Here is a 21490-nt window from a genome sequence, read left to right as displayed (position 1 = left end):
GGGAGCAGGGTCAGCCGAGCAGGCGGCGCAGGCTGCGGTCGAGGATCATCAGCTGCCACAGCGTCCGGTCATGGTCGGCGCGCCCGGCGCGGTGATCGGCGGCCAGCCGGGCCAGCGCCTTGCCATCGAACCAGTGCAGCAGCACCGGGCTGGTCGCCAGCGCCGCCGCTTCATCGGCCAGCGGACCGCGGAACCACGCGGCGATCGGCACATCGAACCCCTGTTTGGGGCGATAGAGGATGTCGCGCGGCAGATGCGCCTGCATCGCCTGTTTCATCAGCCATTTGCCCTGCCCGCCGCGCAGCCGCATCGATACCGGCAGGGTCGCGGCAAACTCGATCAGGCGATGATCGAGCAGCGGCTCGCGCGCCTCAAGGCTGACGGCCATGCTGGTCCGGTCGACCTTGGTCAGGATGTCGCCGGGCAGCCAGTGCCGGAAATCGGCATATTGCGCCCGGTCCAGCGGATCGCGCGCCGGGGCCGCCGCCATGGCATCCAGATAGCGTTGTTCGGCCCGGTGCCCGCCGATGGCGCGCCGCATCCCGTCACCATAGAGCCTGTCGCGCAAGGCTGGCGTCGTGACGCCAACCGCCTTGGCATAGGCGGCGGCTCCGCCTTCCGACAGGGCGAGCAAGGTGGTCTTTGCCCGGAACAGCCGGGGTGCCCAGTCCGCCTTTGGATAGAGCCGCCCGGCCGTGCCGAACACACCAGACCGGATGCTTTCGGGGATGAGGCCGCGCACCCGCTCTTCCGCCGCGTGAAAACGATAGCGCCGATATCCGGCCATCGCCTCGTCCGCGCCGTCGCCGGACAGGGCGACCGTCACCTGTTCGCGCGCCAGTTCGCAGACGCGATAGGTCGGCAGGGCGGACGGATCGGCAAAGGGTTCGTCGAACGCGGCGACCAGCGTGTCGATCAGGCCGAAATCGTCGGCGTCCACCCGGTGCGTGCGATGATCGGTGGCGAACCGGTCCGCAATCGCCTGAGCATAGGCGGTTTCGTCATGATCGGCCTGAGCAAAGCCGATGGTGCAGGTTTTCACCGGCTGGCGGCTGGCCTCTGCCATCAGCGCGACGACGGCAGAGCTGTCGACTCCGCCGGACAGGAACGCACCCAGCGGCACATCGGCGACCATACGCGAACGGACGCCTTCCCGCAGGTGATGGGTCAGTTCGGCCTGAAGATCGGCCGCCGACCCTTTTGCCCGGCGGGAGAAATCGACATCCCACCACCGCATCGGCCGGGGCACGGGCCGCCCCCGTTCCAGGACCAGGAAATGACCGGCCGGCAGCTTGTGCACGCCCGACAGGATCGAGGCGTCATCGGGCACATAGCCCAGGCCCATGAAATCCTCGATCGCGCGGGCATCGACCTGACGCCGGAACAGAGGATGCGCCATCAACCCCTTGAGTTCAGATGCAAAGGCAACCGCGCCATCGGCCAGTTCGGTATAAAGAAGCGGCTTTACGCCCATGCGGTCGCGGGCGAGGAACAGGCAGCGCCGGTCGGCATCATAGAGGGCAAAGGCGAACATGCCGTTCAGCCTGCGCAGCACCTCCGGCCCCCAGACGCGCCAGCCATGCAGCAGCACCTCGGTATCGCTGTTCGATCGGAAGCGGGCGCCCAGTTCCTCCAGCTCGCGGCGGACGTCCTGAAAATTGTAGATCTCGCCGTTAAAGACGACGACATGGCTTTCGCCCGGCAACGCCATGGGCTGTGCCCCGCCGGCAAGGTCGATGATCGACAGCCGCCGATGGCCAAGGCCGACCCCTGGTGCAGTCCACACCCCCGACCCGTCCGGCCCGCGATGCGCAATCGCGTCCGTCATCTGGGCAATGCGGGCGGGATCGATCGGCTTTGGCGTCTGGGGGTGGTACAGCCCGGCAATACCGCACATCAGGGCGTGGCTCCGACGGCGCGGTCAGCCACCCGGTCAACCGGACCCATTGCGGCCAGGAAATCGCGGATCGCGCGGCGGCTGTCCTGATCGCCGCGTTCGGCGGAAATCAGGATGGCGACGGCCGCCTGTGGCCCGCCGAACAGCTTGGCACGCAGGGTCTGAAGCTTCACGGTACGGGGGCTGGCGGTAACCATGTCGCCGACGCGATACCATGTCACCACTTCCCGCTCCACCCGGTTGGGACCGATCATGCGCAGCGCCGATCCACCCTCCACCGGGGGCAGATCCTCGATCCGCACCCAGACGTCATTCTCGCGGATCGCCCCCTGACCATGCGCAACCAGTTCATGCCCCTCGCGCTGCCCGGCATAGACGATGATGGACAGATCGACCGCGCGGCCGACCCCGTCGGTATAGCGGCCGAACAGGCGATGGTCGGCAGTCGGAAAATTGGGCTCCCACGGCGCGATGCGGCTGGGCGCGGTGCGGGTCCATCCCGGCACCTGCGGCAGGTCGATCCGCGCCGGGAGGTCTTGTGTCCGGCGATCGGCAGCCCATCCGGCCGCTGCGCCCAGCACGGCCACACCCATGACCGCGCCGGTGGCGGTCCAGCGGTCCATTGCCCGCGTCACGGGCACCTGCAACCGGGCCGGATCGAACCACGGCGCGGCCGGGTCGCGGTCGAACCAGCGCCAGCCGATGGCGATCACCGCGATCATCACGACCGCGAAGAAGACAAAACCATAAACGATGTGGTCGAACCCCGTCGCCGCCTCCACACTGGTCCACCAGGCGGCATAGATGGTGCCGAACGCGCGCACGCCATTGGCAAGGATCGGCACGGTCAGCGCCATCGCCATGAACGCCGCGCGCCGCCGCCAGCGGACATAGCAGACATTGGCGACGAGCGAGCCATAGGCCAGCATGGCGATCAGGAACTTGTTGCCCGAACACGCCTCTGCCACCTCGAAAAAGCCGTTGCTGGTGGTGATGAGGACGCCGTCGACGCTGGCCGGCACCTGAAACAGGTGAAGCAGCGCCATCACCATGTCCACCGTTACCGTTTGCAGCGGCGCTTCCATGAACTCGCCGAAAGGCACGAGGAAGATCATGTAGGCGAGTGGGAAGATCAGGCCGCGTGCGACATTGGGGCCGAGCACCGCCAGCACGGCGGACTGAAGCATGGCGACCAGCGCGACATGCCGCACCAGCGCGACGCCCGCCGCCTCACCCAGCATCCAGACGAACGCCGCGCCGGCCATCGGGATCAGTGCGGGCCACCAGCCGGCGGGCGCGACCCGTACCAGCTCGGCCCGGCGTTGCCACACCAGCCAGCCCAGGATCGGCGGCACGAACAGGCAATGGCCGAACGTCGTCGAGTTCCAGTAGATGCCGGCCAGATCGGCGACATCGCGGTGGAACAGGATCAGCAGCGATGCCCAGCACAGGGCGAGCGCGGCGGCATGGCGTCGCCATACGGCCAACCCGTCGTCAGCGACCGGCCGGGGCCATGCCAGCGTCATGCCGCATCCCTTGTCCGACCCGGGGCACGGGACAGCAGCGCATCAAGCGGGGCGAGCCGCGCGGCCCAGCCATAGCGGGCGATCACCTGTTCCCGCGCGCGCCGCCCAAGCAGGGCGGCGGCCGGATCGCCGATGAGTGCCGTCACCGCGCTGACGGTCGCATCGACGCCATCGGCAATGCGGATCGTGCCGCCATGATCGATGCCCTGTGCCGCCGCCGGGCTGACCACCACGGGCCGGGCCATGGCCATCGCCTCCAGCACCTTGTTCTGAACCCCGCGTGCGATGGCGAGCGGCGCGACGACGACCGATGCGGCGGCCAGCCAGCCGCGCGTGTCGGGCACCTCCCCCGTCACCTCGACACCGGGCAGATCGCCCAGCGCACGCACCGTGTCGGTCGGCGTGCGGCCGACAATGGCAAAGCGGGCGTCCGGCACCCGGCCCCGGATGGCGGGCATCACCGACCGGGCGAACCAAGACACCGCATCGACATTGGGCCGGTAATCCATCTGGCCGGTAAAGACGATCAGCGGCCCGGCGCCGCCGACCGGCCGAACAGTAGCGGGATCGAACCGGACGGTGTCGATGCCGTTTTCGATCGCGTGGACGCGGCTCGCCCCGGTCCGCTGGCGGAACAGTGCGGCCTCTGCATCACTGACGAACAGGCTGGCCTCGACACGGTCGGCGATGGCGGCCTCGAACGCCTGCATCATCCGCGCCTCCCGCTGCATCATCCAGGCCATCGGACCGCGCGCGGTGGCGGCATAATCGGCGAACTTTGCCGAATCCATGTCGACAAAGTCCATGATGACGCGCGGCCCGCCCGATGCGGGCAGATACTGGGCCATCTGGCCGGAATAGACGAAGATGGCGTCAATCGGCTCACGGGTCAGTACGGCATCGACCGCCGCGCGCATCGCCGGATCGGCAAAGGCGGTCAGCGATACCGGCCTGCCGGTGGTCAGCGCCTCGGCCGCTGCACGGGCACGACCCTTCGTCCTGGGCAGGATGCGGTGGCTGGCGACAAGGGCGTCCAGCGCCGCGCCATGGCCAAGATCGCGGGGATCGTCGGCAAAGGCGATCAGATGCACCCGGTGGCTGCGCGCCAGATGCACCATCTGGTGATAGCTGCGAATCTTGTCGCCCCGGTCGGGCGGAAAGGGCACGCGGTGCGCCAGGAACAGGATGTCGGCCATCAGCCCAGGCCCCGGGCAATCCATGGCCCGACCCGGTTGGCGATGCCCAGCGGCAGGCGCTGCCATGCCGCCACCTGCAACCGGTAGCGCGGGCTGAGCGGATTGACCTCACGCATCGGCACGCCCGGCCAGCCCCGCTTGAAATAAGTGAGCGGCTGCGGGTCGAAACCCCAGTTCTTCTTGAACGCCGCCGCGCCGGTTCCCGCCTTTGACCGCCCGAAATCGAATCGCGTGCAGCCGCGCGCACGGGCATGGCCCATCAGCGCGTAATAGAGGACGTCGTTGGCCCGGAGCGCACGGGCCGCGTGGGTTCCGCCGCCCCAATAGGGATAGACCGTGCCGCGCCAGTAAAGCGACAGCACGCTGGCCACCAGCCGATCGCCATCCAGGATGGTCAGGATATCCGCGTCCGGGCCGAACGCATCCAGCACGGCGTCGAACAGGGCGCGCGGAAACACCGGCGTGCCCAGGTTGCGGACGGATTCGGCATAGACGGCGTAATGAGCCGCGCGGTCGGCGGCGGACGCGCCGGTCCGCACGCCAAGGCCCCGGTCCAGCCCCTTTCGCACCTCTGCCCGCTGCTTGCGCGGAATGGCGATCAGTTCGGCAGCGTCATCGGCGGCAAGCGGGCGGACATGGCCAAGATAGGTGTGATGATCGGCCAGCCAGCCTTCACCCGGCGCCATGCCGCCGCGCAGCTCGACCGTGGGGCACGTCAGGCTGTGCGACAGCATGACGGCAGCATCGGCCAGGGGCTGCGCCCAACGATCGCTTTCGGCCAGGATGCCGCCATCGACGCCGAACCCCGTCGATACCAGCGCACGACCGAACAGCGGCGAATGCGTTTCGGTCAGCGGCAGGATGCCGCGCAGCACCCCCTCCCCGCTTTCGGCGATCAAAAGATGCGGCCGCTGGCCAGCGCCGCGCGCCGTCGCGATGGTCCAGGCCGTTCGGTGAAACGGCGTGGCATCCGGGTGATCGACGACAAAACCGTCGATCCGCGCCCGAACCGCTTCATCCGTCAGGTCGGCGGCGTGAACGTGAACGCGGGTCGGAAATGCGGGTGCATTCATGGCAACCGGGCGGCCTCTGCCGCCGCCACGGCATCGCACCGCCCCCAGCGATGATCGCGCAGCAGCGTGCGCAGCTTGCCAGCCATCGCGCCCAGCCGGGCATAATGGCGCAGCCGGGATTTCAGCGGCGCATCGGCAACGCGCGGCTGATCGGGATCAATTTCCCACGGGTGGAAATAGAACATGGCCGGACGGGCATCGTCGGCATTGGCATCGCGCACGGCGCGCGCGGTGAAACTGCCGGGGAACAGCCGGAAAAAGCCGCCGCCGGCGGGTGTCGGCTTGCCAAACAGGCTGCCGATGGTGATCGGCACCTCGATCAGCGGGTTGCCCGCCACCGGGCGCCATGCGCGGCGCGGTGCATCCGCCCAGCCATAATGATCGGTCGCCACCGGCGCGACGCTGGACGAATAGGCATAGCCGCGTTCGGCCAGGATCGGATGCGCCCAGGGGGTGCGCGCATCGATCGAAAAACTGGGCGCGCGATAACCGGTGACGGCAACGCCGCCCGCATCCTCCAGCACCTTGCGCGCGCGGTCGATATCGGCGCGGAATTCATCCGGGGTCATGCGGAACACCCGGCCATGCGCCCAGCCATGGCTGGCCAGTTCATGCCCCTGTTCAACGATCCGCCGCATCAGCGCAGGGTTCCGCTCCGCCACCCAGCCCAGGGTGAAGAATGTCGCGTGAACGCCCGCATCGGCGAACAGCGCCAGCACGGCATCGGTATTGCGTTCGACGCGATGTTGCAGGCCGTCCCAGCTGTCGGGATCGATCACGGTTTCGAATGCGCCGACCTGAAACCAGTCCTCGACGTCGACCGACATGCCGTTCAGCACCGGTCCGGGGGCGATCTGTCCCTCGATCATCGGAACGCGGCTCCCCCTCAGGCGGCGTTGGAGTGAATCGGCGCAGGTTCGCCGCGCCGCTGATCCGCCTCGATCCAGTCGACGAGCAGGGTCAGCACCCGGCGCAGCGCAGCTTCCTGTTCCTCCAGCCGCGCTTCCATCGCAGTCAGCCGGTCGAGGATCGCAGGATCGGGCATGGCCGCAACCGGTGCCGCCACGACGGGAGCTTCGACGGGCAGGACGGGCGGCGCGGCGGGTACGGGCGCTGCCGCTGGCGCCGCGGCCGGGCGCGCATCGGCGTCCAGATCGGCAACGACATCGGCGATGTGCCGGTCGGTAAAGCGGTCGATCCCCTCAACCGCGCCGTACAGCAGGACGCGGCTGGCCAGTTGATTCAGGCGGCGCGGAATGCCGCCCGACCACGCGAACATGGCGGCAATCGCCTCGCCCTCGAAATCCGGGCGGCCGGTCCAGCCGACACAGGCAAGGCGGTGCGCGAGATAGGGGCCGACCTCTTCCGGTTCCATCGGCGTCAGGTGGTGCATCGCAATCACCCGCTGGCGCAGCTGTTCCAGCCGGCCGGACCCGGTCAGCAGTTCCCGAAATTCCGGCTGGCCGAGCAGCAGGATCTGCAACAGGGGATAGCCGCCCGCCTGAAAGTTGGAGAGCATCCGCAGCTCTTCGAGACTGTCGACTGGCAGCGACTGGGATTCATCGACGATCAGCAGCGTGCGCTTGCCGGCGCGAGCGACGCCATGCAGCGCCCGCTCGATCGCCTTCAGCACATCGGATTTGGCAAGGCCGCGCGTTTCAGCGCCCAGCCCGTCGGCGACCAGATGGAGGAGATCGGCGGCATCGACCTGGGTCGTGACGATGCGCACCACGTGAAGTTGATCGACATCCGCTGTCGCCAGCAGATGGGCGACCAGCGTCGTCTTGCCCGTGCCCGGTTCCCCGGTGATGACGACAAAGCCCTCCCCCTGGCTGAGGCCATAGCCGAGATACGCCATCGCCTTGCGATGCGTGCCGGTGTCGAACCAGAAGGCCGGATCGGGCGTCAGCTGAAACGGGCGTCCGCTCAATCCATAATGGACATCGTACATAGCTACTCTCCGTCGCGCGTCGCAGCGCCCGTTCAGAACCGGTATCCGAGCGCCACCAGCGCCTGGGCAATCACATCGGACCGCACCGCGTTGGAGGAATCGAACGTGTCGATGCCGCCGACAATCTGTGCGTTCACGCGGCCGAAATTGCGGGAATAGGCGGCATTCGCGCCGATTCCCCACACATCGCCGCCCCCCGCGATGCCGCTGTCGTAATAATTGCCATAGATGTTGCCGGTGATGCTCGACTGGCTGTCCAGCGCGCGAGCGGCGAACAGCTGGGCGTACCAGGCCTGATCGCTGGTCCCGTCGACCACCGCGCCGACCGGCACGTCGGGCACGTAAAAGCGGCGATGGGCATAGCCGCCGCCAAGGCCGAACTGCGTGCCGCCGCGCGTTGCGGACCAGACCGCATCGACGCCCCGCGCGCGGAAATTGGCGGTCGTCACCGACTGGAACACCCCATTCAGGCAGCCACCCCCGGCCCCGTTGCCGGACCCGAAGATGCAGCCGTTATAGTTGTCGCTGAACGGATCGCCGGTGTTCGTGATCTGTCGCGGCAGCCGGTCGATCGCGCTGTTCAGCTGACGGCCAAAGCTCTGCACGCTGTCATACACGCCGATCTGCAGGCCCGACCCGGCCCCGGTCTGCCAGCTGAGCGAGCCGGTGGCGCTGAACGTGCCATAGCGTTCGCCCACCCGCGCCTCCAGCGTCAGCCGGGGGCTGGGCCGCCACAGCACGCCGCCGTCGTAATAGATGCCGTCAAAGGCGAATGCCTCTCGCCGCGGCGATGCGGGATCGGTGACGAACCGGCCATTGCCGTCCACCACCGGAAAGCCGTCGGCATCCAGCAGGGCATCGCGCTGGGTAATGTCGATCCGTTCATAGCCGATGCCGGCCAGCAGAGCGACGGTGCGGCTGACCGGCTGTACCGCATCGGCGCGGCCGTACAGCCCCTCGTACCGCTGATCCAGCTGATCGGCGGTTTCCCGCTGCCACGCGCCGCTGATCGTCAGGCCAAAGGGCAGCACGCTGCCCGCGCGGGTGCTGACGCTGCCGATGGCGAGATGGCTGCGCGCTTCGTCATACACGTCGATCGGCGGCAGGGTGGGATCGAATGCGGCAACGTCCGGCGCCTCGACACGGGTATAGCCGAAGCGATAGCCCGCGCTGACCGATGCCGGGCCGAACTGGCGGGCAAAGCTGGGACCGGCATAGGCCGAATAGACCTGAACCGTATTGCCGACATTGCCGACAAGGTTGAGCGGCGCATCACCCCGGCTGTCGAAACGCGACCGGGTGGCGATGCCGCCTGCCTCGACCGACAGGCCGGGCACGATCTGCACGGCGGCGCGGGCAAGGCCGGAATGGACATCGCCATCCTGAAGCCGGTCGTCCCAGGCAAAGCGCCGCTCATACTGATAGTTCAGCTGCACCTCGACCCGGCGGGTCTGGATGCTGGCGTCGATCCCGGCGGTGACCGTGGAATAGGTCAGCACGTCATTTTCGCGCAGATCGGCGGTCAGGATCTGGCCCACCTGAATATAGGGGGAAATGATCGTGCGCTGTTCGGACTGCGCCGCCGCCGGGGCGGCAGCAGTCAACGCGATGGCGCCCGATGCGATCAGGACGAACCGGCTCATTTATGGGACTCCTGTCCGTAATAGCTGCCGAAGCGGGGGCCGCTTCGCTGGAAAGTGACGCTGTTGAGGATCAGCTGAAGGTGCTCGCATCCATCCAGCAGCGCGACCGTTTCGCGCAGATCGCCCTCCGTCGTGCGGTCCGCGCGCACGACCAGCAGCGTCTGGCCGACATGCAATGCCAGCACCGATGCCGGCGATGCGGCCAGTGCAGGCGGCGAATCGAAAATCACGATGCGGCGCGGATCGGCCTGAACCAGCGCGTCCAGCACCTGGCGTGCCCGCTGGCTGGCCAGCAATTCGGTGTCGTTGGCGCGCAGCATCCCGGCCTGAAGCACCGACAGGTTGGGAATATCGGTATCGAGGATCAGCGTTTCTGCATCCAGATCCGGATCGGCCAGCGCATCGAGCAGGCCGGGCGCGGTGTCGATGCCCAGCCGGCCCGGCACGTCCGGCTTGGCCAGATCGGCATCGACCAGCAGCACCTGAACATCCTTTTCCGCCGCCAGCGAGATGGCCAGGTTGATCGCGGAGAATGTCTTGCCCTCATTCGGGCGGGCCGAACTGATCAGCACCGTGCGCGCGCGAGAATCATCGCTGGTGGCAACCTTGTCCACCGTCAGCAGCACCTGCCGCTTGGCCAGGCGAAACTCCTCGGCCAGCACATCCACGGGCGATCCGGGGACGAGCAGCCCCTGTTCGGCCAGCAGCGTCCGGTCGATTGCCACGCGGGCGCGGGGCACGGAACGGATCGCGGCCGGGGGCGGCGCAATCGGTGCGGGTGCCGGTGCGGGTGCTGCCTGGGGCGCTGGCACGGGGACAACGGGCGACGGCGCGGGCGACGCGGCCGGCGGGGGCAGCACCGGTTCAGCCTTGATGGGAATGGGCGCGCGCGGCGGCGGCGCAAAGGCGTTCAGCCCTGCGGCCCGTTCCAGCAACGATCCCTGTATGCGGCGCGGTTCGTTCATTTCCCGTTCCTCACGCCATCATGCCAATGGTGATCAGGTTGACCCCGATCAGCGCAACAAAGGCGACGAACAGACCGCCCGCGCCGCCCGCAAACAGCATCAGCCGCTTGCGCCGCAGGGGCGCCTGCGATGCCAGCACCACTTCGCTGATCGATCCGATCACGGGCAGGCCGGTGGATCGTTCCAGCCGGTCGGCGGTCGGCCATGTCGTCTGAATACGGCTGAAGGCAAAGGCCGCTGCCGCACCGCCGCCGATCCCGGCGATCAGCACCGCGGCCAGCAACAGCGGGCGGTTGGGCGATGCGGGCGCCCCCGGCACGGTCGGCGGGTCAATCACCTTGAACCGAACCGGTGCGGTTTCGGCCTGTACCTGTCCCGTCAGGCGCACCTGCTCGCGGTCCTCGACCAGCCGCCGATAGGTTTCACGCAGGGCGTCGATATCCCGATCAAGCTGGGCCTGGGCCGCAGCGGCATTGGGATCGGCGTCCAGCTTGCGCTGAAGCTGCGACAGCTGTCCCTCCAGCATCCCCTTGCGCTGGCTGAGTTCGGCGACGCGCGCCTCGCGCTCCGCCTGCTGCGTGCGAAGGCCGATATAGACGGGGTTGGGCTGACCGGCGACGCCGCCGCTGGTCCCCTCACGCGCGGCAGCCGTGCGGGCCTGGGCCAGCTGGCTGTTCAGCGCGCGCATGTCGGGATGGGAATCGGTCCAGCCGCGCGACCGCCCCTCGGCCAGCTGGCTCTCGATCGCGGCCAGCCGGGCACGGGCCGGACCGGCCATGGGCGCACCAGCGGCGCCCGCGACAGTTGCGGGCGTGCCGCCCATCTGGGCATTGACCGCCGACAGGCTGGAGCTGGCGCCCGCAAGCTGGGCATCGACATCGGCCAGCGCGGTGCGGGCCTGGCCGATCCGGTCGCTCAGCGATCCGGTGCCGGGCAGGCCGGCCAAGAACCGGTTGTTGAAATCGGCGAGCTGGTTTTCCTTGTCCTGCAACTGACGCTGGCGCAGCGCGATCTGTTCATCCAGGAACCGCAGCGACTGGCCCGTGCCGTCGCGCGACTGGGACAGGTTGTCCTCGACGAAAATGTCGATCATCTTTTGAACGACCGCGCGGGCCAGCCGGGCATTCTGGCCATCGGTCATGTCCGGATTGCTGATCGAAGCCGTCACTTCGAATAGATTGTCCTGCTGCGCCGTGATCTTGACCGCTTTTTGCAGGCGCGCTGCCTCGCCCGCGATCGCGCCGGGAGTCTTCGCCCCGCGGGCAAGCTCGGTACCGCGCACCACCTTTTCCAGGTTGATGGCAGAGGTCAGCGTCTGGCGAACGCGCTCCACCTCGCGCGCCTGATCCATCCGCGCCTGCGCGCCCGCCGCCTCGTTCGGCAGCAGGTTGGGCGATTGCACCAGCACGCGCGCGGTCGATTCATATTTCGACGGGATCAGCGACACCGCGAACCAGCCGGCCAGACAGATTGCCCAGGCGACCGCAAGGGCCAGCCACCGGCGGTGCCAGATGCCGTGGATCGCAGCGCGGATTTCGTCATAAATGCCGTCCATCCCGCGCGCCTCAGAACATGGATTCGGGGATGATGATGACGTCACCCGGCTCCAGCCGGACATTGGCGCGGGTATCGCCGTCCTTCAGAAGGCTGGACAGGCGCAGCTTGTATTCGGTCTGCTTGCCGGTCGCCCGGTCGTACCGGACCAGCCGCGCACGATTGCCCGCCGCAAATTCCGACAGACCGCCGACCGAGATCATGGCATCAAGCACGGTCATGTTCGCGCGATAGGGGATCGATGCGGGCTTTTCAGTGGCTCCGACGATCCGCACCTGCTGGCTGAACGTACCGGCAAAATTCTGGACGATGACCGATACGATCGGGTCCTTGATATATTCGCCCAGCGCGATCTTCATGTCGTCGGCCAGCATCGACGGCGTCTTGCCCACCGCCGGCATGTCCGAGATCAGCGGGGTCGAGATGCGGCCGTCGGGGCGCACCTGCACGCCCTTTGCCGACAGTTCGGGGTTGCGCCAGACAAAGATATCGAGCTGATCCAGCGGGCCGATGACATATTCCTCGCTCGGCGCCTCGCGCGCGGCGACGAACCCGGCGGGGGGCAGTTCGTTGCGCGCGGTGGTGGCGCAACCGCTCGGCAGGGTTGCCAGGATCGCCGTTGCGGCCAGCAATCGGGTTCGAACATTCACGCGCATTACGCCCAGCCTCCATGGCGTGCGTCGCCCCGGCGTCCCGGTGCACACACGGCTATTCATGGGCCGTGATGGCGCTGACAGGTTAAAATCGCGTTAGGCGAGCGGGTCGCGCCCTAGCCGTCGATGATGATTTCCGGCGCTGGCGGATGGCCCAGAAAGGCGGACGGGCTGGCCGTCGCGCCATAGGCACCGGCCAGGAACAGGGCGACGACATCGCCCTCCCCCGCCTGTGGCAGCGCAACCCGGTCGGCCAGGCGATCCAGCGGCGTGCACAGGCAACCGACAACCGACGCCGTGACGTCGCCCGCCGCGTGCATCCGATCCGCCAGCGCGACCGGATAGTTGCGGCGCACGACGGTGCCGAAATTGCCGCTGGCCGCAAGCTGATGATGCAGGCCGCCATCGACGACATAGAACAGCTCGCCCTGGCTCTGCTTCACATCGATGATACGGGTCAGATAGACGCCGCATTCCCCGACCAGCCAGCGGCCAAGCTCGATCGCAAACCGGCTGTTGCCAAGGATTTGCGGGCGCTGGTTCAGGGCATCGGCCAGCCGGCGGCCGATCCGTTCAACATCGAGCGGCGCGTCGCCCGCGAAATAGGGGATACCGAACCCGCCGCCCAGATTGACCAGCGGCGGCGGCGTGCCGACCGCCTCAGCCAGACGCGCGGCCAGCGCGATCACCCCAGCCATCGTATCGCCCAGCGCATCCGCATCCAGCGACTGGGACCCGGCATAGACGTGGAAACCCTGCCAGACGGCGCCGCCATCGATGACGGCTTGGACCAGTGCAGGCACCTGATCCGCATCGACGCCAAAGGGCGAAGCACGGCCGCCCATCCGCATCCCCGATCCGCGCAGTTCGAAATCCGGGTTCACCCGCACGGCGATACGGGCGGGCACGCCGATCCGTTCGGCAATCGCCAGCGCGCGGCGCACCTCCCCGGCCGATTCGGCATTCAGGGTCGCGCCGGCCCGGATCGCAGCCTCAAGCTCCGCATCTCGCTTGCCCGGCCCGGCAAAGCTGATCGCGGCGGCCGGCTTGACCGCCAGCGCACGGTCAAGCTCGCCCGCCGAAGCAACGTCCAGCCCATCGACAACCGGCGCGATGGCGGCGAGCAGGTCAGGGTGTGGATTGGCCTTGATCGCATAATGCACATCCAGACCATCGGGCATCGCGGCGCGCAACCGGGCGATCCGTGCCCGGACGATGGCCATGTCATAGACGAAGCAGGGGGTGGACCCCGCCCGCCCGATCAGCGCATCGACCGACAGGCCGCCGATGGTCAGGCGATGCTGCCCCGCATATTCGGGCGGCAACGGGCCGGTCGGCTTCATGACGTCAACTCCTGGCGCAGCGCGGCGCGATCCAGCTTTCCATTGGCGTTGCGGGGCAGTGCCTGACGCCAGATGATCTCGGCAGGCTGCATGAACCCCGGCAGGTCGCGGCGCAATCGCTCGCGAAGCCGCGGTTCGACGGCCTCTGGCGCGCCCCTGGCCCGGGCAATCAGGTGAATGGCCTGTCCCGTCCGTGCATCGGGTACCCCGATTGCCACCGCCTCGGCCAGTTCCCCGCCGGCCAGCGCCGCCTCCTCGACCTCGGTCGGGCTGACCCGATTGCCCGAAACCTTGATCATCTCGTCCCCGCGCCCGACAAAGCGCAGCAGGCCGTGCGGTTCGATCACCACGGTATCGCCCGACCACACGGCCAGGCCGCCACTGTCGGACCAGGCGGGCGCAGGGCGGAACCGTTCGGCGGTTCGCGCCGGATCGCGCCAGTATCCGTGCGCGACCAGCGGCCCGGCATGGACCAGCTCACCCGGCTGGCCCGGTGCTGCGCGGCTGCCATCGCGCGCGACCACCATCACCTCGGCAAAGGGTATGGCCCGCCCGATCGACTCCGGATGCCGATCGACCAGATCGGGATCGAGATAGGTCGACCGGAACGCCTCGGTCAGGCCGTACATCGGATAGAGATCGGCGTTGGGAAACCGTTCCCGCAACTGGCGGACCATGGCGGGGGTCAGTGCGCCGCCCGAATTGGTGATCCGGCGCAGCGCCGTTGCCGTCGCCTGCGGCCAGTCGCTCTCCAGCAACTGCACCCAGAGCGGAGGGACGCCGGCCAGCGTGGTGATCGCATCGCGCGCGACCGCCTTTATGACGTCACGCGGCAACAGATAGTCCATCGGCACCGCACAGGCCCCCGCCGCCCAGGTCGAGAGCAGCTGGCTCTGCCCGTAATCGAAACTGAGCGGGAGCACCGCAAGCACCCGGTCGGCTGGCTCAAGCCGCAGATAATGTGCAACACTGATCGCGCCCAGCCAAAGATTGGCATGGGACAGCATCACGCCCTTTGGCCGCCCGGTCGATCCGGAGGTGTAGAGGATAGCGGCCAGCGCATCGGGATCGGCATCCGATGGCGGCAATGGATCGCCGCCCGCCAGCACCGCCTCATCCGCGATCGCCCGGGTGCCGTGCGGAACATCGCCCCGCTCCAGCAGGGGCAGGCGCGCGGTCTGGGTAATCAGCAGCCGCGCGCCGCTGTCGGCCAGGATATGCGAAACCTGTCCCCGCTTGAGCTGCGGATTGATCGGCACATGGACCAGCCCAGCGCGCGGTGCGGCCAGCGGCAGGATGCTGGCCAGCAGCGTCTTTGGCAGCCAGCTGGCCACCCGGTCGCCGGGTGCAAATCCCTGACCCGCCAGAAAGCCAGCCAGCTTGGCAACCGCGTGCTCCAGTCCGGCATAGTCCAGTTCCCCAACCCGCCCGGCCAGCGCCAGCCGACCCGCATCGCCGCGAAGCGTCAGGTGATCGATGGGACGGGGATGCGGATCGAGCTGGATCATCGGCGCCCCTGATAGCGCGCCGGCACGGCCCGCGCCAAGGGCAGGCTTGGCATTGCGTGCATCAGCGGGTAACCGCGCCACCAGTAAAGGCGCGGGCCATCGCGGGTTCCGGCCATCATGGGATTGAGACGTGCCTGACGAAGACTATCAACGGGTCGAAGGCGTGGTTCGTGACGTGCTGCGGGACGTGCTGGCGCTGAACGCGGCGCGTGTCGCCGATCTGGACGCAACAACGCCGCTGTTCGGCGCGATGCCCGAACTGGATTCGCTGGCGGTGGCGGGCGTGCTGACCGAGATCGAGGACCGGCTGGGCATCGTCATCGATGACGAGGATGTGGACGCCGACATGATGGAGACGTTCGGCAGCCTGACCCGCTTTGCCGCCGCCCGGGCGCTGGTGTGATCGGCAGCTACACCGTCAAACCCCATCACTGGCCGGGCTATCCCTGGCCGGGCAGCACCGAACCCCTGATCCGCCTTGGCCCCGATGACGGGCCATTGGTCGTGATCGCCCAGCCCCTGTTCGAAGAGGCGAACCGGATGCGCGCGTTCATCCTGGCGGTGATGCGCAATCTGGCGGGGATGGGCATTGCCAGCGCCCTGCCCGACCTGCCGGGCACAGGCGAAAGCAAAACGCCAACTGATAAAGCCAATTATCTGCTGTGGTTATCAGCCTTTGCTGAAGCTGTGAATCAAGTGGCCAAGGGGAACCAGCCGCATCTGCTGACCATTCGGGGCGGCGCGCTGCTCACCAGTTGGACCCCGGCGATCAGCCTGTATCAGTTCGCGCCGGTCGAGGGATCATCGCTGGTGCGCGATCTGATCCGCGCGCGCCGGGTTGCCGGGACGGACGCGGCCTTTGAGGCGGAAATGGACGCATTGTTGTCCGGCCCCGCGCCGGAGGGGCCGTTGCCGCCCGTGATGCTGGCGGGCAATGCCATCCCCGGCGACCTGCTGGCGCAGCTCAACCATGGTCACGCCCTGTCCGCCGAAACGGAGGACGAAGCGCCGATCGCCCGGCGGGTCGCACGCCTGTCGGGCGATGGCGGGGCAGCGGACGTCCGGTTTGCGGGTGCGCCCCTGTGGCGACGGGCGGAACCGGATCAGGATGCGGCGCTGGCCGCGACACTGGCCGCCGATGTGGCCGCATGGGTCCGCCGATGCGCCGGCTGACCCCCTTTTCCTGCGCCGGGGAGACGCTGGCGGGCACCGTCGATGCGGCGGATGGGGCGACCGGCCTGTTGATCGTATCCGGCGGCAATGAGGTCCGCTGGGGCGCGCATCGCGGCATGGCGATGCTGGCCGGTGAACTGGCAGCGGCAGGCCATCCGGTATTCCGGTTCGACCGCCGGGGGATCGGCGATTCCACGGGAACCAATGGCGGGTTCGAGGCCAGCGGCGAGGATATCGAGGCGGCCGTCGCAGCGTTCCTGCGCGAATGCCCGCACGTCACGCGCATCATCGGCTTTGGCAATTGCGACGCGGCAACCGCGCTGGCCCTGTTTCACGCGCGGGCGGGGCTGGATGCGTTGATCCTAGCCAATCCCTGGGTCACTCCGGGCGATGGCGACCTGCCTCCGCCCGCCGCTGTCAAGGCCCGCTATGCCGAACGGCTGCGCGACCCGCGCCAGTTGGTGCGCCTGATCCGCGGCGAGATCAGCCTGACGAAACTTTTCAATGGCTTGGCCAGCCTTGTTCGCAGACGGAATAAGGATAACACGCTTGCCGATCGGGTTGCTGCAGCGCTGATTGCGGGCCGGAAACCGCTGACCCTGTTGCTGGCGCGGCGGGACAATACCGCCATCGCCTTTGCCGAGGCATGGCGGGATCCCGCCTTTGCCCCGCTTCGCGGCCAGGCCAGCGTCCTGACATGCGAAACCGCCAGCCACAGCTTTGCCGATCCTGCCGACAAGCTGTGGCTGCGCGACCGTCTGCTCGACGCCCTTCGCGGCTAGGCGATTATTCGGCGGCTTCGGCCATCGCGAAATGGGCGGCGGCCAGAAAGCGTTCGGCGTCCAGCGCGGCCATGCAACCGGTGCCGGCGGCGGTCACCGCCTGACGATACACCTTGTCCATCACGTCGCCGCACGCGAACACGCCGGGGATGCTGGTCCGCGTGCTGCCGACATCGACCTTCAGATACCCGTCCTCGTCCAGGTCCAGATGCCCCTTGAACAGGTCGGTTGCGGGCTTGTGCCCGATCGCCACGAACCCGCCGTCCACCTCGATCGTGGAAAGCTCGCCCGTCACCGTGTCGCGCAATTCCATGCCGACCAGTCCGGCCATGCCGCCGCCATCGATGAAGCGCACCACTTCCTTGTTCCACAAGGTGGTGATCCGGTCGCTGGCAAACAGGCGCTGCTGCAGGATCTTTTCCGCGCGCAGGCTGTCGCGGCGGTGGATCAGCGTGACGTCCGGCGAATGGTTGGTCAGGTACAGCGCCTCTTCGACCGCGGTATTGCCGCCGCCGATCACCGCAACCTTCTTGCCGCGATAGAAGAACCCGTCACAGGTGGCACAGGCGGACACGCCCTTGCCCTTCAACAGGTCCTCGCTGTCCAGCCCCAGCCATTTGGCCTGTGCGCCGGTGGCGATGACCAGCGTCTCGCCCTCGTACACATCGCCCGAATCGCCGATCAGGCGGAACGGCCGCTGCGACAGGTCGATATCGACGATGGTGTCGTACATCATCCGCGTGCCGACATGTTCGGCCTGGGCCTGCATCTGCTGCATCAGCCAGGGGCCCTGGATCACCTCCGCAAAGCCGGGATAGTTTTCGACGTCCGTGGTCGTGGTCAGCTGACCGCCCGGCTGGATGCCCTGCACCACGATCGGGTTGAGGCTGGCGCGCGCGCCGTAAATGGCCGCGGTCAGGCCGGCGGGGCCGGAACCAAGGATCAGCATCTGGGTCGAATGAGTTGTCATCGTCACGCCTTCGGATTCGTTTGACCGGCATCTAGGGTGACGCCGGGCATTGGCGCAACATGGGATAGGCACCGCCTTCATTCAGCCATAGCTTTTCTGCTCCGGGCCAAAGCACGGCTGCCCCCACCCTTCACAAGTCCGCGTGATCCGATAGAGAGGGCGCCAAGAGAGGAGACCCCCCATTTCCCCCATGCCTGAATCCGTCCGCACCGATTGGACCCGCGAGGAAATCGCCGCGCTGTTCGAATTGCCCTTTGGCGAGCTTCTGTTCCGCGCCCAGACCGTGCACCGCGCCCATCACCAGCCCGATACTGTCCAGATGTCGACCCTGTTGTCGATCAAGACCGGCGGCTGTCCCGAGGATTGCGGATATTGCAATCAGTCCGCCCATGCCGAAACGGGGCTGAAGGCGACCAAGCTGATGGACGTGCGCGCCGTGCTGCAATCCGCCGCGCAGGCAAAGGATCATGGCTCTACCCGGTTCTGCATGGGCGCGGCGTGGCGCAATCCCAAGGACCGCGACATGCCCGCCATTGTCGAGATGGTGAAGGGCGTGCGGGCGATGGGCATGGAAACGTGCATGACGCTGGGGATGCTGACCCCCGCCCAGGCGGCGATGCTGGCCGATGCCGGGCTGGATTATTACAACCACAATATTGATACGTCCCCGGAACGGTATGGCGACGTTATCACCACCCGCACGTTCGAGGACCGGCTGGATACGCTGGACCATGTCCGCAGTGCCGGCATCAACGTGTGCTGCGGCGGGATCGTGGGCATGGGCGAGACGCGGGACGACCGGGTCGGGTTCATCCATGCGCTGGCCACCCTGCCCCGCCATCCGGAAAGCGTGCCGGTGAACGCCCTGGTGCCGGTAAAGGGCACGGTGCTGGGCGATATGCTGGCCGATACGCCGCTGGCCCGGATCGACGAGATCGAGTTCGTCCGCACCGTGGCGGCGGCGCGCATCACCATGCCGGAAAGCATGGTCCGCCTGTCCGCCGGGCGCGAGAGCATGAGCGATGCGGCACAGGCGCTGTGTTTCATGGCGGGCGCGAACAGCATCTTTACCGGCGACCGGCTGCTGACCACGGCCAATGCGGGGGATGATCGGGACGCGGCCCTGTTTGCCCGGCTGGGCGTCACGCCCATGGCGGCCGAAACCAAGGCTGAACTGCAGGCAGCGGAGTAAGTGGCAATGCCCTCCACCATCGAGGAACTGGAACGCCGGCGGGAGGCCGCTCGGATGGGCGGCGGCCAGAAGCGGATCGAGGCCCAGCATGCCAAGGGCAAGCTGACTGCGCGCGAGCGGCTGGACGTGCTGCTCGATCCCGGCAGTTTCGAAGAGCTGGACATGTATGTCGAGCATAACTGCGTCGATTTCGGGATGCCCGACACGGTGATCCCCGGCGACGGCGTGGTGACGGGATCGGGGACGATCAACGGCCGGCTGGTGTTCGTGTTCAGCCAGGATTTCACCGTGTTCGGCGGATCGCTGTCCGAACGCCATGCGCAAAAGATCTGCAAGATCATGGACATGGCGATGAAGGTCGGTGCACCGGTCATCGGCCTGAACGACAGTGGCGGCGCGCGCATCCAGGAGGGCGTGGCCAGCCTGGGCGGCTATGCCGAGGTGTTTCAGCGCAACGTGCTGGCATCGGGCGTCGTGCCGCAGCTGTCGCTGATCATGGGGCCATGCGCGGGCGGCGCGGTGTATTCGCCCGCCATGACCGACTTCATCTTCATGGTGAAGGATTCGAGCTACATGTTCGTCACCGGCCCGGACGTAGTGAAGACAGTGACCAATGAGGTGGTGACGCAGGAGGAACTGGGCGGCGCAGTGACGCACACGACCAAGAGCGCGGTCGCCGACCTGGCGCTGGACAATGACATCGAGGCATTGCTGGCGGCGCGCGATTTCTTTGACTTCCTGCCCGCATCGAACCGCGAAGAGCCGCCGGTGCGCCCGTGCGCGGACCCGTGGGACCGGATCGAGGACAGCCTGGACACGCTGATCCCGCCATCCGCCAACCAGCCCTATGACATGCACGAATTGATCGCCAAGACGGTCGATGAGGGCGAGTTTTTCGAGCTTCAGCCAGCACACGCAGCCAACATCATCATCGGTTTCGGCCGGATCGAGGGGCGGACGGTGGGCATCGTCGCCAATCAGCCGATGGTGCTGGCGGGCGTGCTCGACATCAATGCCAGCAAGAAGGCAGCGCGGTTCGTCCGCTTCTGCGATGCGTTCGAAATCCCGATCGTCACGTTCGTCGACGTACCCGGCTTTCTGCCCGGCGTGGGTCAGGAACATTCGGGCATCATCAAGCATGGCGCAAAACTGCTCTTCGCCTATGCCGAGGCGACCGTGCCCAAGATCACCGTCATCACGCGCAAGGCCTATGGCGGCGCGTACGACGTGATGGCGTCGAAGCACCTGCGCGGCGACCTCAACTACGCCTGGCCCACTGCCGAGATCGCGGTGATGGGCGCAAAGGGCGCGGTGGAGATCATCTTTCGTGGCAAGACGCCGGAGGAGATCGCGGAGCGGACAGCGCAATATGAAGCGCGCTTCGCCAACCCCTTCGTCGCAGCGAGCAAAGGATTCATTGACGAGGTGATCATGCCCCACTCCACACGGCGGCGCATCGCACTGGGGCTACGCAAGCTGCGGGGCAAGAGCCTCGAGAACCCGTGGAAGAAGCATGACAATATTCCGCTGTGAAGCTGAACGTCGTCACCGGTCCGTTTGCAGCCATTTGCGCTTTGGAGAGGGGCTGACGCGATGATGCCCGGATATCGGCGTTGCGACTCCCTCCGTCCCGTCATTGCGAGCGCAGCGAAGCAATCCAGCTGGCTTGCGGACGGTGACCGTGGGTCTGGATTGCCGCGTCGCCTTCGGCTCCTCGCAATGACGATGGGGAGCGTTGCTTGAGAGAGGTCTGCCAGCCTGCCGTCTATTTGATGGCGAACAAGCGCAATGGCACATTGTATACTGGCGTGACGTCCAACCTGCCACAACGTGTCTGGCAGCACCGCGAAGGCGTAGTGGACGGCTTCACCAAACGGTACGGATGCAAGATGCTCGTCTGGTATCAGGTCGCCGACACGATTGAGGCCGCGATAGCACAGGAAAAGCAGATCAAGGGTGGATCGCGGTCGAAGAAGCTGGTGCTGATCGAAACGGTGAACCCGGACTGGAATGACCTTTATCCAATGATCGCGCAGGGCTGATTCTCGATGGATTGCTTCGCTT

At 67.2% G+C, this 21490-nt stretch carries 19 protein-coding genes; 6 read left to right on the top strand and 13 right to left on the bottom strand.

The window, feature by feature from the left end; all coding sequences use genetic code 11:
- Positions 1–10: 10 nt before the first annotated feature.
- The 12 genes from ACNI3Q_RS01230 to ACNI3Q_RS01175 all read right to left on the bottom strand — a co-directional run bounded on the left by ACNI3Q_RS01230 (position 11) and on the right by ACNI3Q_RS01175 (position 15309).
- Complete coding sequence (locus ACNI3Q_RS01230; protein ID WP_426273472.1) at positions 11–1897, bottom strand: XrtA/PEP-CTERM system amidotransferase; 1887 nt, start codon at positions 1895–1897, stop codon at positions 11–13.
- The gene (gene xrtA / locus ACNI3Q_RS01225) at positions 1897–3423 is read right to left on the bottom strand and encodes an exosortase A (protein WP_426273470.1); all 1527 of its coding nucleotides are present in this window, start codon (positions 3421–3423) and stop codon (positions 1897–1899) included. The genes ACNI3Q_RS01230 and xrtA overlap by 1 nt, the downstream gene beginning before the upstream one ends.
- Entirely contained in the window at positions 3420–4619 is a 1200-nt protein-coding gene (locus tag ACNI3Q_RS01220) for a TIGR03087 family PEP-CTERM/XrtA system glycosyltransferase (protein WP_426273468.1), read from the bottom strand. The genes xrtA and ACNI3Q_RS01220 overlap by 4 nt, the downstream gene beginning before the upstream one ends.
- Complete coding sequence (locus tag ACNI3Q_RS01215; protein WP_426273466.1) at positions 4619–5692, bottom strand: FemAB family XrtA/PEP-CTERM system-associated protein; 1074 nt, start codon at positions 5690–5692, stop codon at positions 4619–4621. Before ACNI3Q_RS01215 ends, ACNI3Q_RS01220 begins: the two co-directional genes overlap by 1 nt.
- A complete protein-coding gene (locus tag ACNI3Q_RS01210) occupies positions 5689–6561 on the bottom strand; it encodes an XrtA system polysaccharide deacetylase (protein WP_426273464.1) in 873 nt (290 codons plus the stop codon). The genes ACNI3Q_RS01215 and ACNI3Q_RS01210 overlap by 4 nt, the downstream gene beginning before the upstream one ends.
- Positions 6562–6578: 17 nt before the next feature.
- Complete coding sequence (locus tag ACNI3Q_RS01205) at positions 6579–7643, bottom strand: ExeA family protein (protein ID WP_426273462.1); 1065 nt, start codon at positions 7641–7643, stop codon at positions 6579–6581.
- Between the two features lie 32 nt (positions 7644–7675).
- Complete coding sequence (locus ACNI3Q_RS01200; RefSeq protein ID WP_426273461.1) at positions 7676–9286, bottom strand: hypothetical protein; 1611 nt, start codon at positions 9284–9286, stop codon at positions 7676–7678.
- Positions 9283–10251, bottom strand: coding sequence for an AAA family ATPase (locus ACNI3Q_RS01195; protein WP_426273459.1), 969 nt, complete (start codon positions 10249–10251; stop codon positions 9283–9285). Before ACNI3Q_RS01195 ends, ACNI3Q_RS01200 begins: the two co-directional genes overlap by 4 nt.
- Before the next feature lie 10 nt (positions 10252–10261).
- A complete protein-coding gene (locus ACNI3Q_RS01190; RefSeq protein ID WP_426273457.1) occupies positions 10262–11806 on the bottom strand; it encodes an XrtA system polysaccharide chain length determinant in 1545 nt (514 codons plus the stop codon).
- 10 nt (positions 11807–11816) lie between these two features.
- On the bottom strand, positions 11817–12455 hold the full coding sequence (locus ACNI3Q_RS01185) for an XrtA/PEP-CTERM system exopolysaccharide export protein (protein ID WP_426273456.1): 639 nt from the start codon (positions 12453–12455) through the stop codon (positions 11817–11819).
- A 119-nt stretch (positions 12456–12574) separates the two neighbouring features.
- On the bottom strand, positions 12575–13801 hold the full coding sequence (locus tag ACNI3Q_RS01180; protein ID WP_426273454.1) for a pyridoxal-dependent decarboxylase, exosortase A system-associated: 1227 nt from the start codon (positions 13799–13801) through the stop codon (positions 12575–12577).
- Positions 13798–15309 (bottom strand): acyl-CoA ligase (AMP-forming), exosortase A system-associated, encoded by a 1512-nt coding sequence (locus tag ACNI3Q_RS01175; protein ID WP_426273452.1) that lies wholly within the window; start codon positions 15307–15309, stop codon positions 13798–13800. The genes ACNI3Q_RS01180 and ACNI3Q_RS01175 overlap by 4 nt, the downstream gene beginning before the upstream one ends.
- A gap of 130 nt (positions 15310–15439) precedes the next feature.
- Here ACNI3Q_RS01175 and ACNI3Q_RS01170 point away from each other — a divergent pair, with 130 nt between their 5' ends.
- From ACNI3Q_RS01170 to ACNI3Q_RS01160, 3 genes are read left to right on the top strand one after another with little or no spacing between them, the layout of a single operon-like run.
- Positions 15440–15712: an acyl carrier protein gene (locus tag ACNI3Q_RS01170; RefSeq protein WP_260019755.1), complete on the top strand. Its 273-nt coding sequence runs from the start codon at positions 15440–15442 to the stop codon at positions 15710–15712.
- Positions 15709–16482, top strand: a complete 774-nt coding sequence (locus ACNI3Q_RS01165; protein ID WP_426273450.1) for a hypothetical protein — start codon at positions 15709–15711, stop codon at positions 16480–16482. Before ACNI3Q_RS01170 ends, ACNI3Q_RS01165 begins: the two co-directional genes overlap by 4 nt.
- Positions 16470–17264, top strand: coding sequence for a hydrolase 1, exosortase A system-associated (locus ACNI3Q_RS01160; protein WP_426273448.1), 795 nt, complete (start codon positions 16470–16472; stop codon positions 17262–17264). The genes ACNI3Q_RS01165 and ACNI3Q_RS01160 overlap by 13 nt, the downstream gene beginning before the upstream one ends.
- 4 nt (positions 17265–17268) lie before the next feature.
- Here the strand turns inward: ACNI3Q_RS01160 and trxB are convergent, their stop codons facing one another.
- Entirely contained in the window at positions 17269–18234 is a 966-nt protein-coding gene (trxB, locus tag ACNI3Q_RS01155) for a thioredoxin-disulfide reductase (RefSeq protein WP_426273446.1), read from the bottom strand.
- Between the two features lie 190 nt (positions 18235–18424).
- Here trxB and bioB point away from each other — a divergent pair, with 190 nt between their 5' ends.
- From bioB to ACNI3Q_RS01140, 3 genes are all read left to right on the top strand, one after another.
- Entirely contained in the window at positions 18425–19426 is a 1002-nt protein-coding gene (bioB, locus tag ACNI3Q_RS01150; RefSeq protein ID WP_426273444.1) for a biotin synthase BioB, read from the top strand.
- A 6-nt stretch (positions 19427–19432) separates the two neighbouring features.
- Complete coding sequence (locus tag ACNI3Q_RS01145; protein WP_426274169.1) at positions 19433–20959, top strand: acyl-CoA carboxylase subunit beta; 1527 nt, start codon at positions 19433–19435, stop codon at positions 20957–20959.
- A gap of 239 nt (positions 20960–21198) precedes the next feature.
- Entirely contained in the window at positions 21199–21468 is a 270-nt protein-coding gene (locus ACNI3Q_RS01140) for a GIY-YIG nuclease family protein (RefSeq protein WP_426274167.1), read from the top strand.
- Positions 21469–21490 lie beyond the last annotated feature (22 nt).

It is taken from the genome of Sphingomonas eleionomae (assembly GCF_049889035.1).
Classification (GTDB): domain Bacteria; phylum Pseudomonadota; class Alphaproteobacteria; order Sphingomonadales; family Sphingomonadaceae; genus Sphingomonas.
This window is presented reverse-complemented; position numbering and strand designations above follow the sequence as displayed.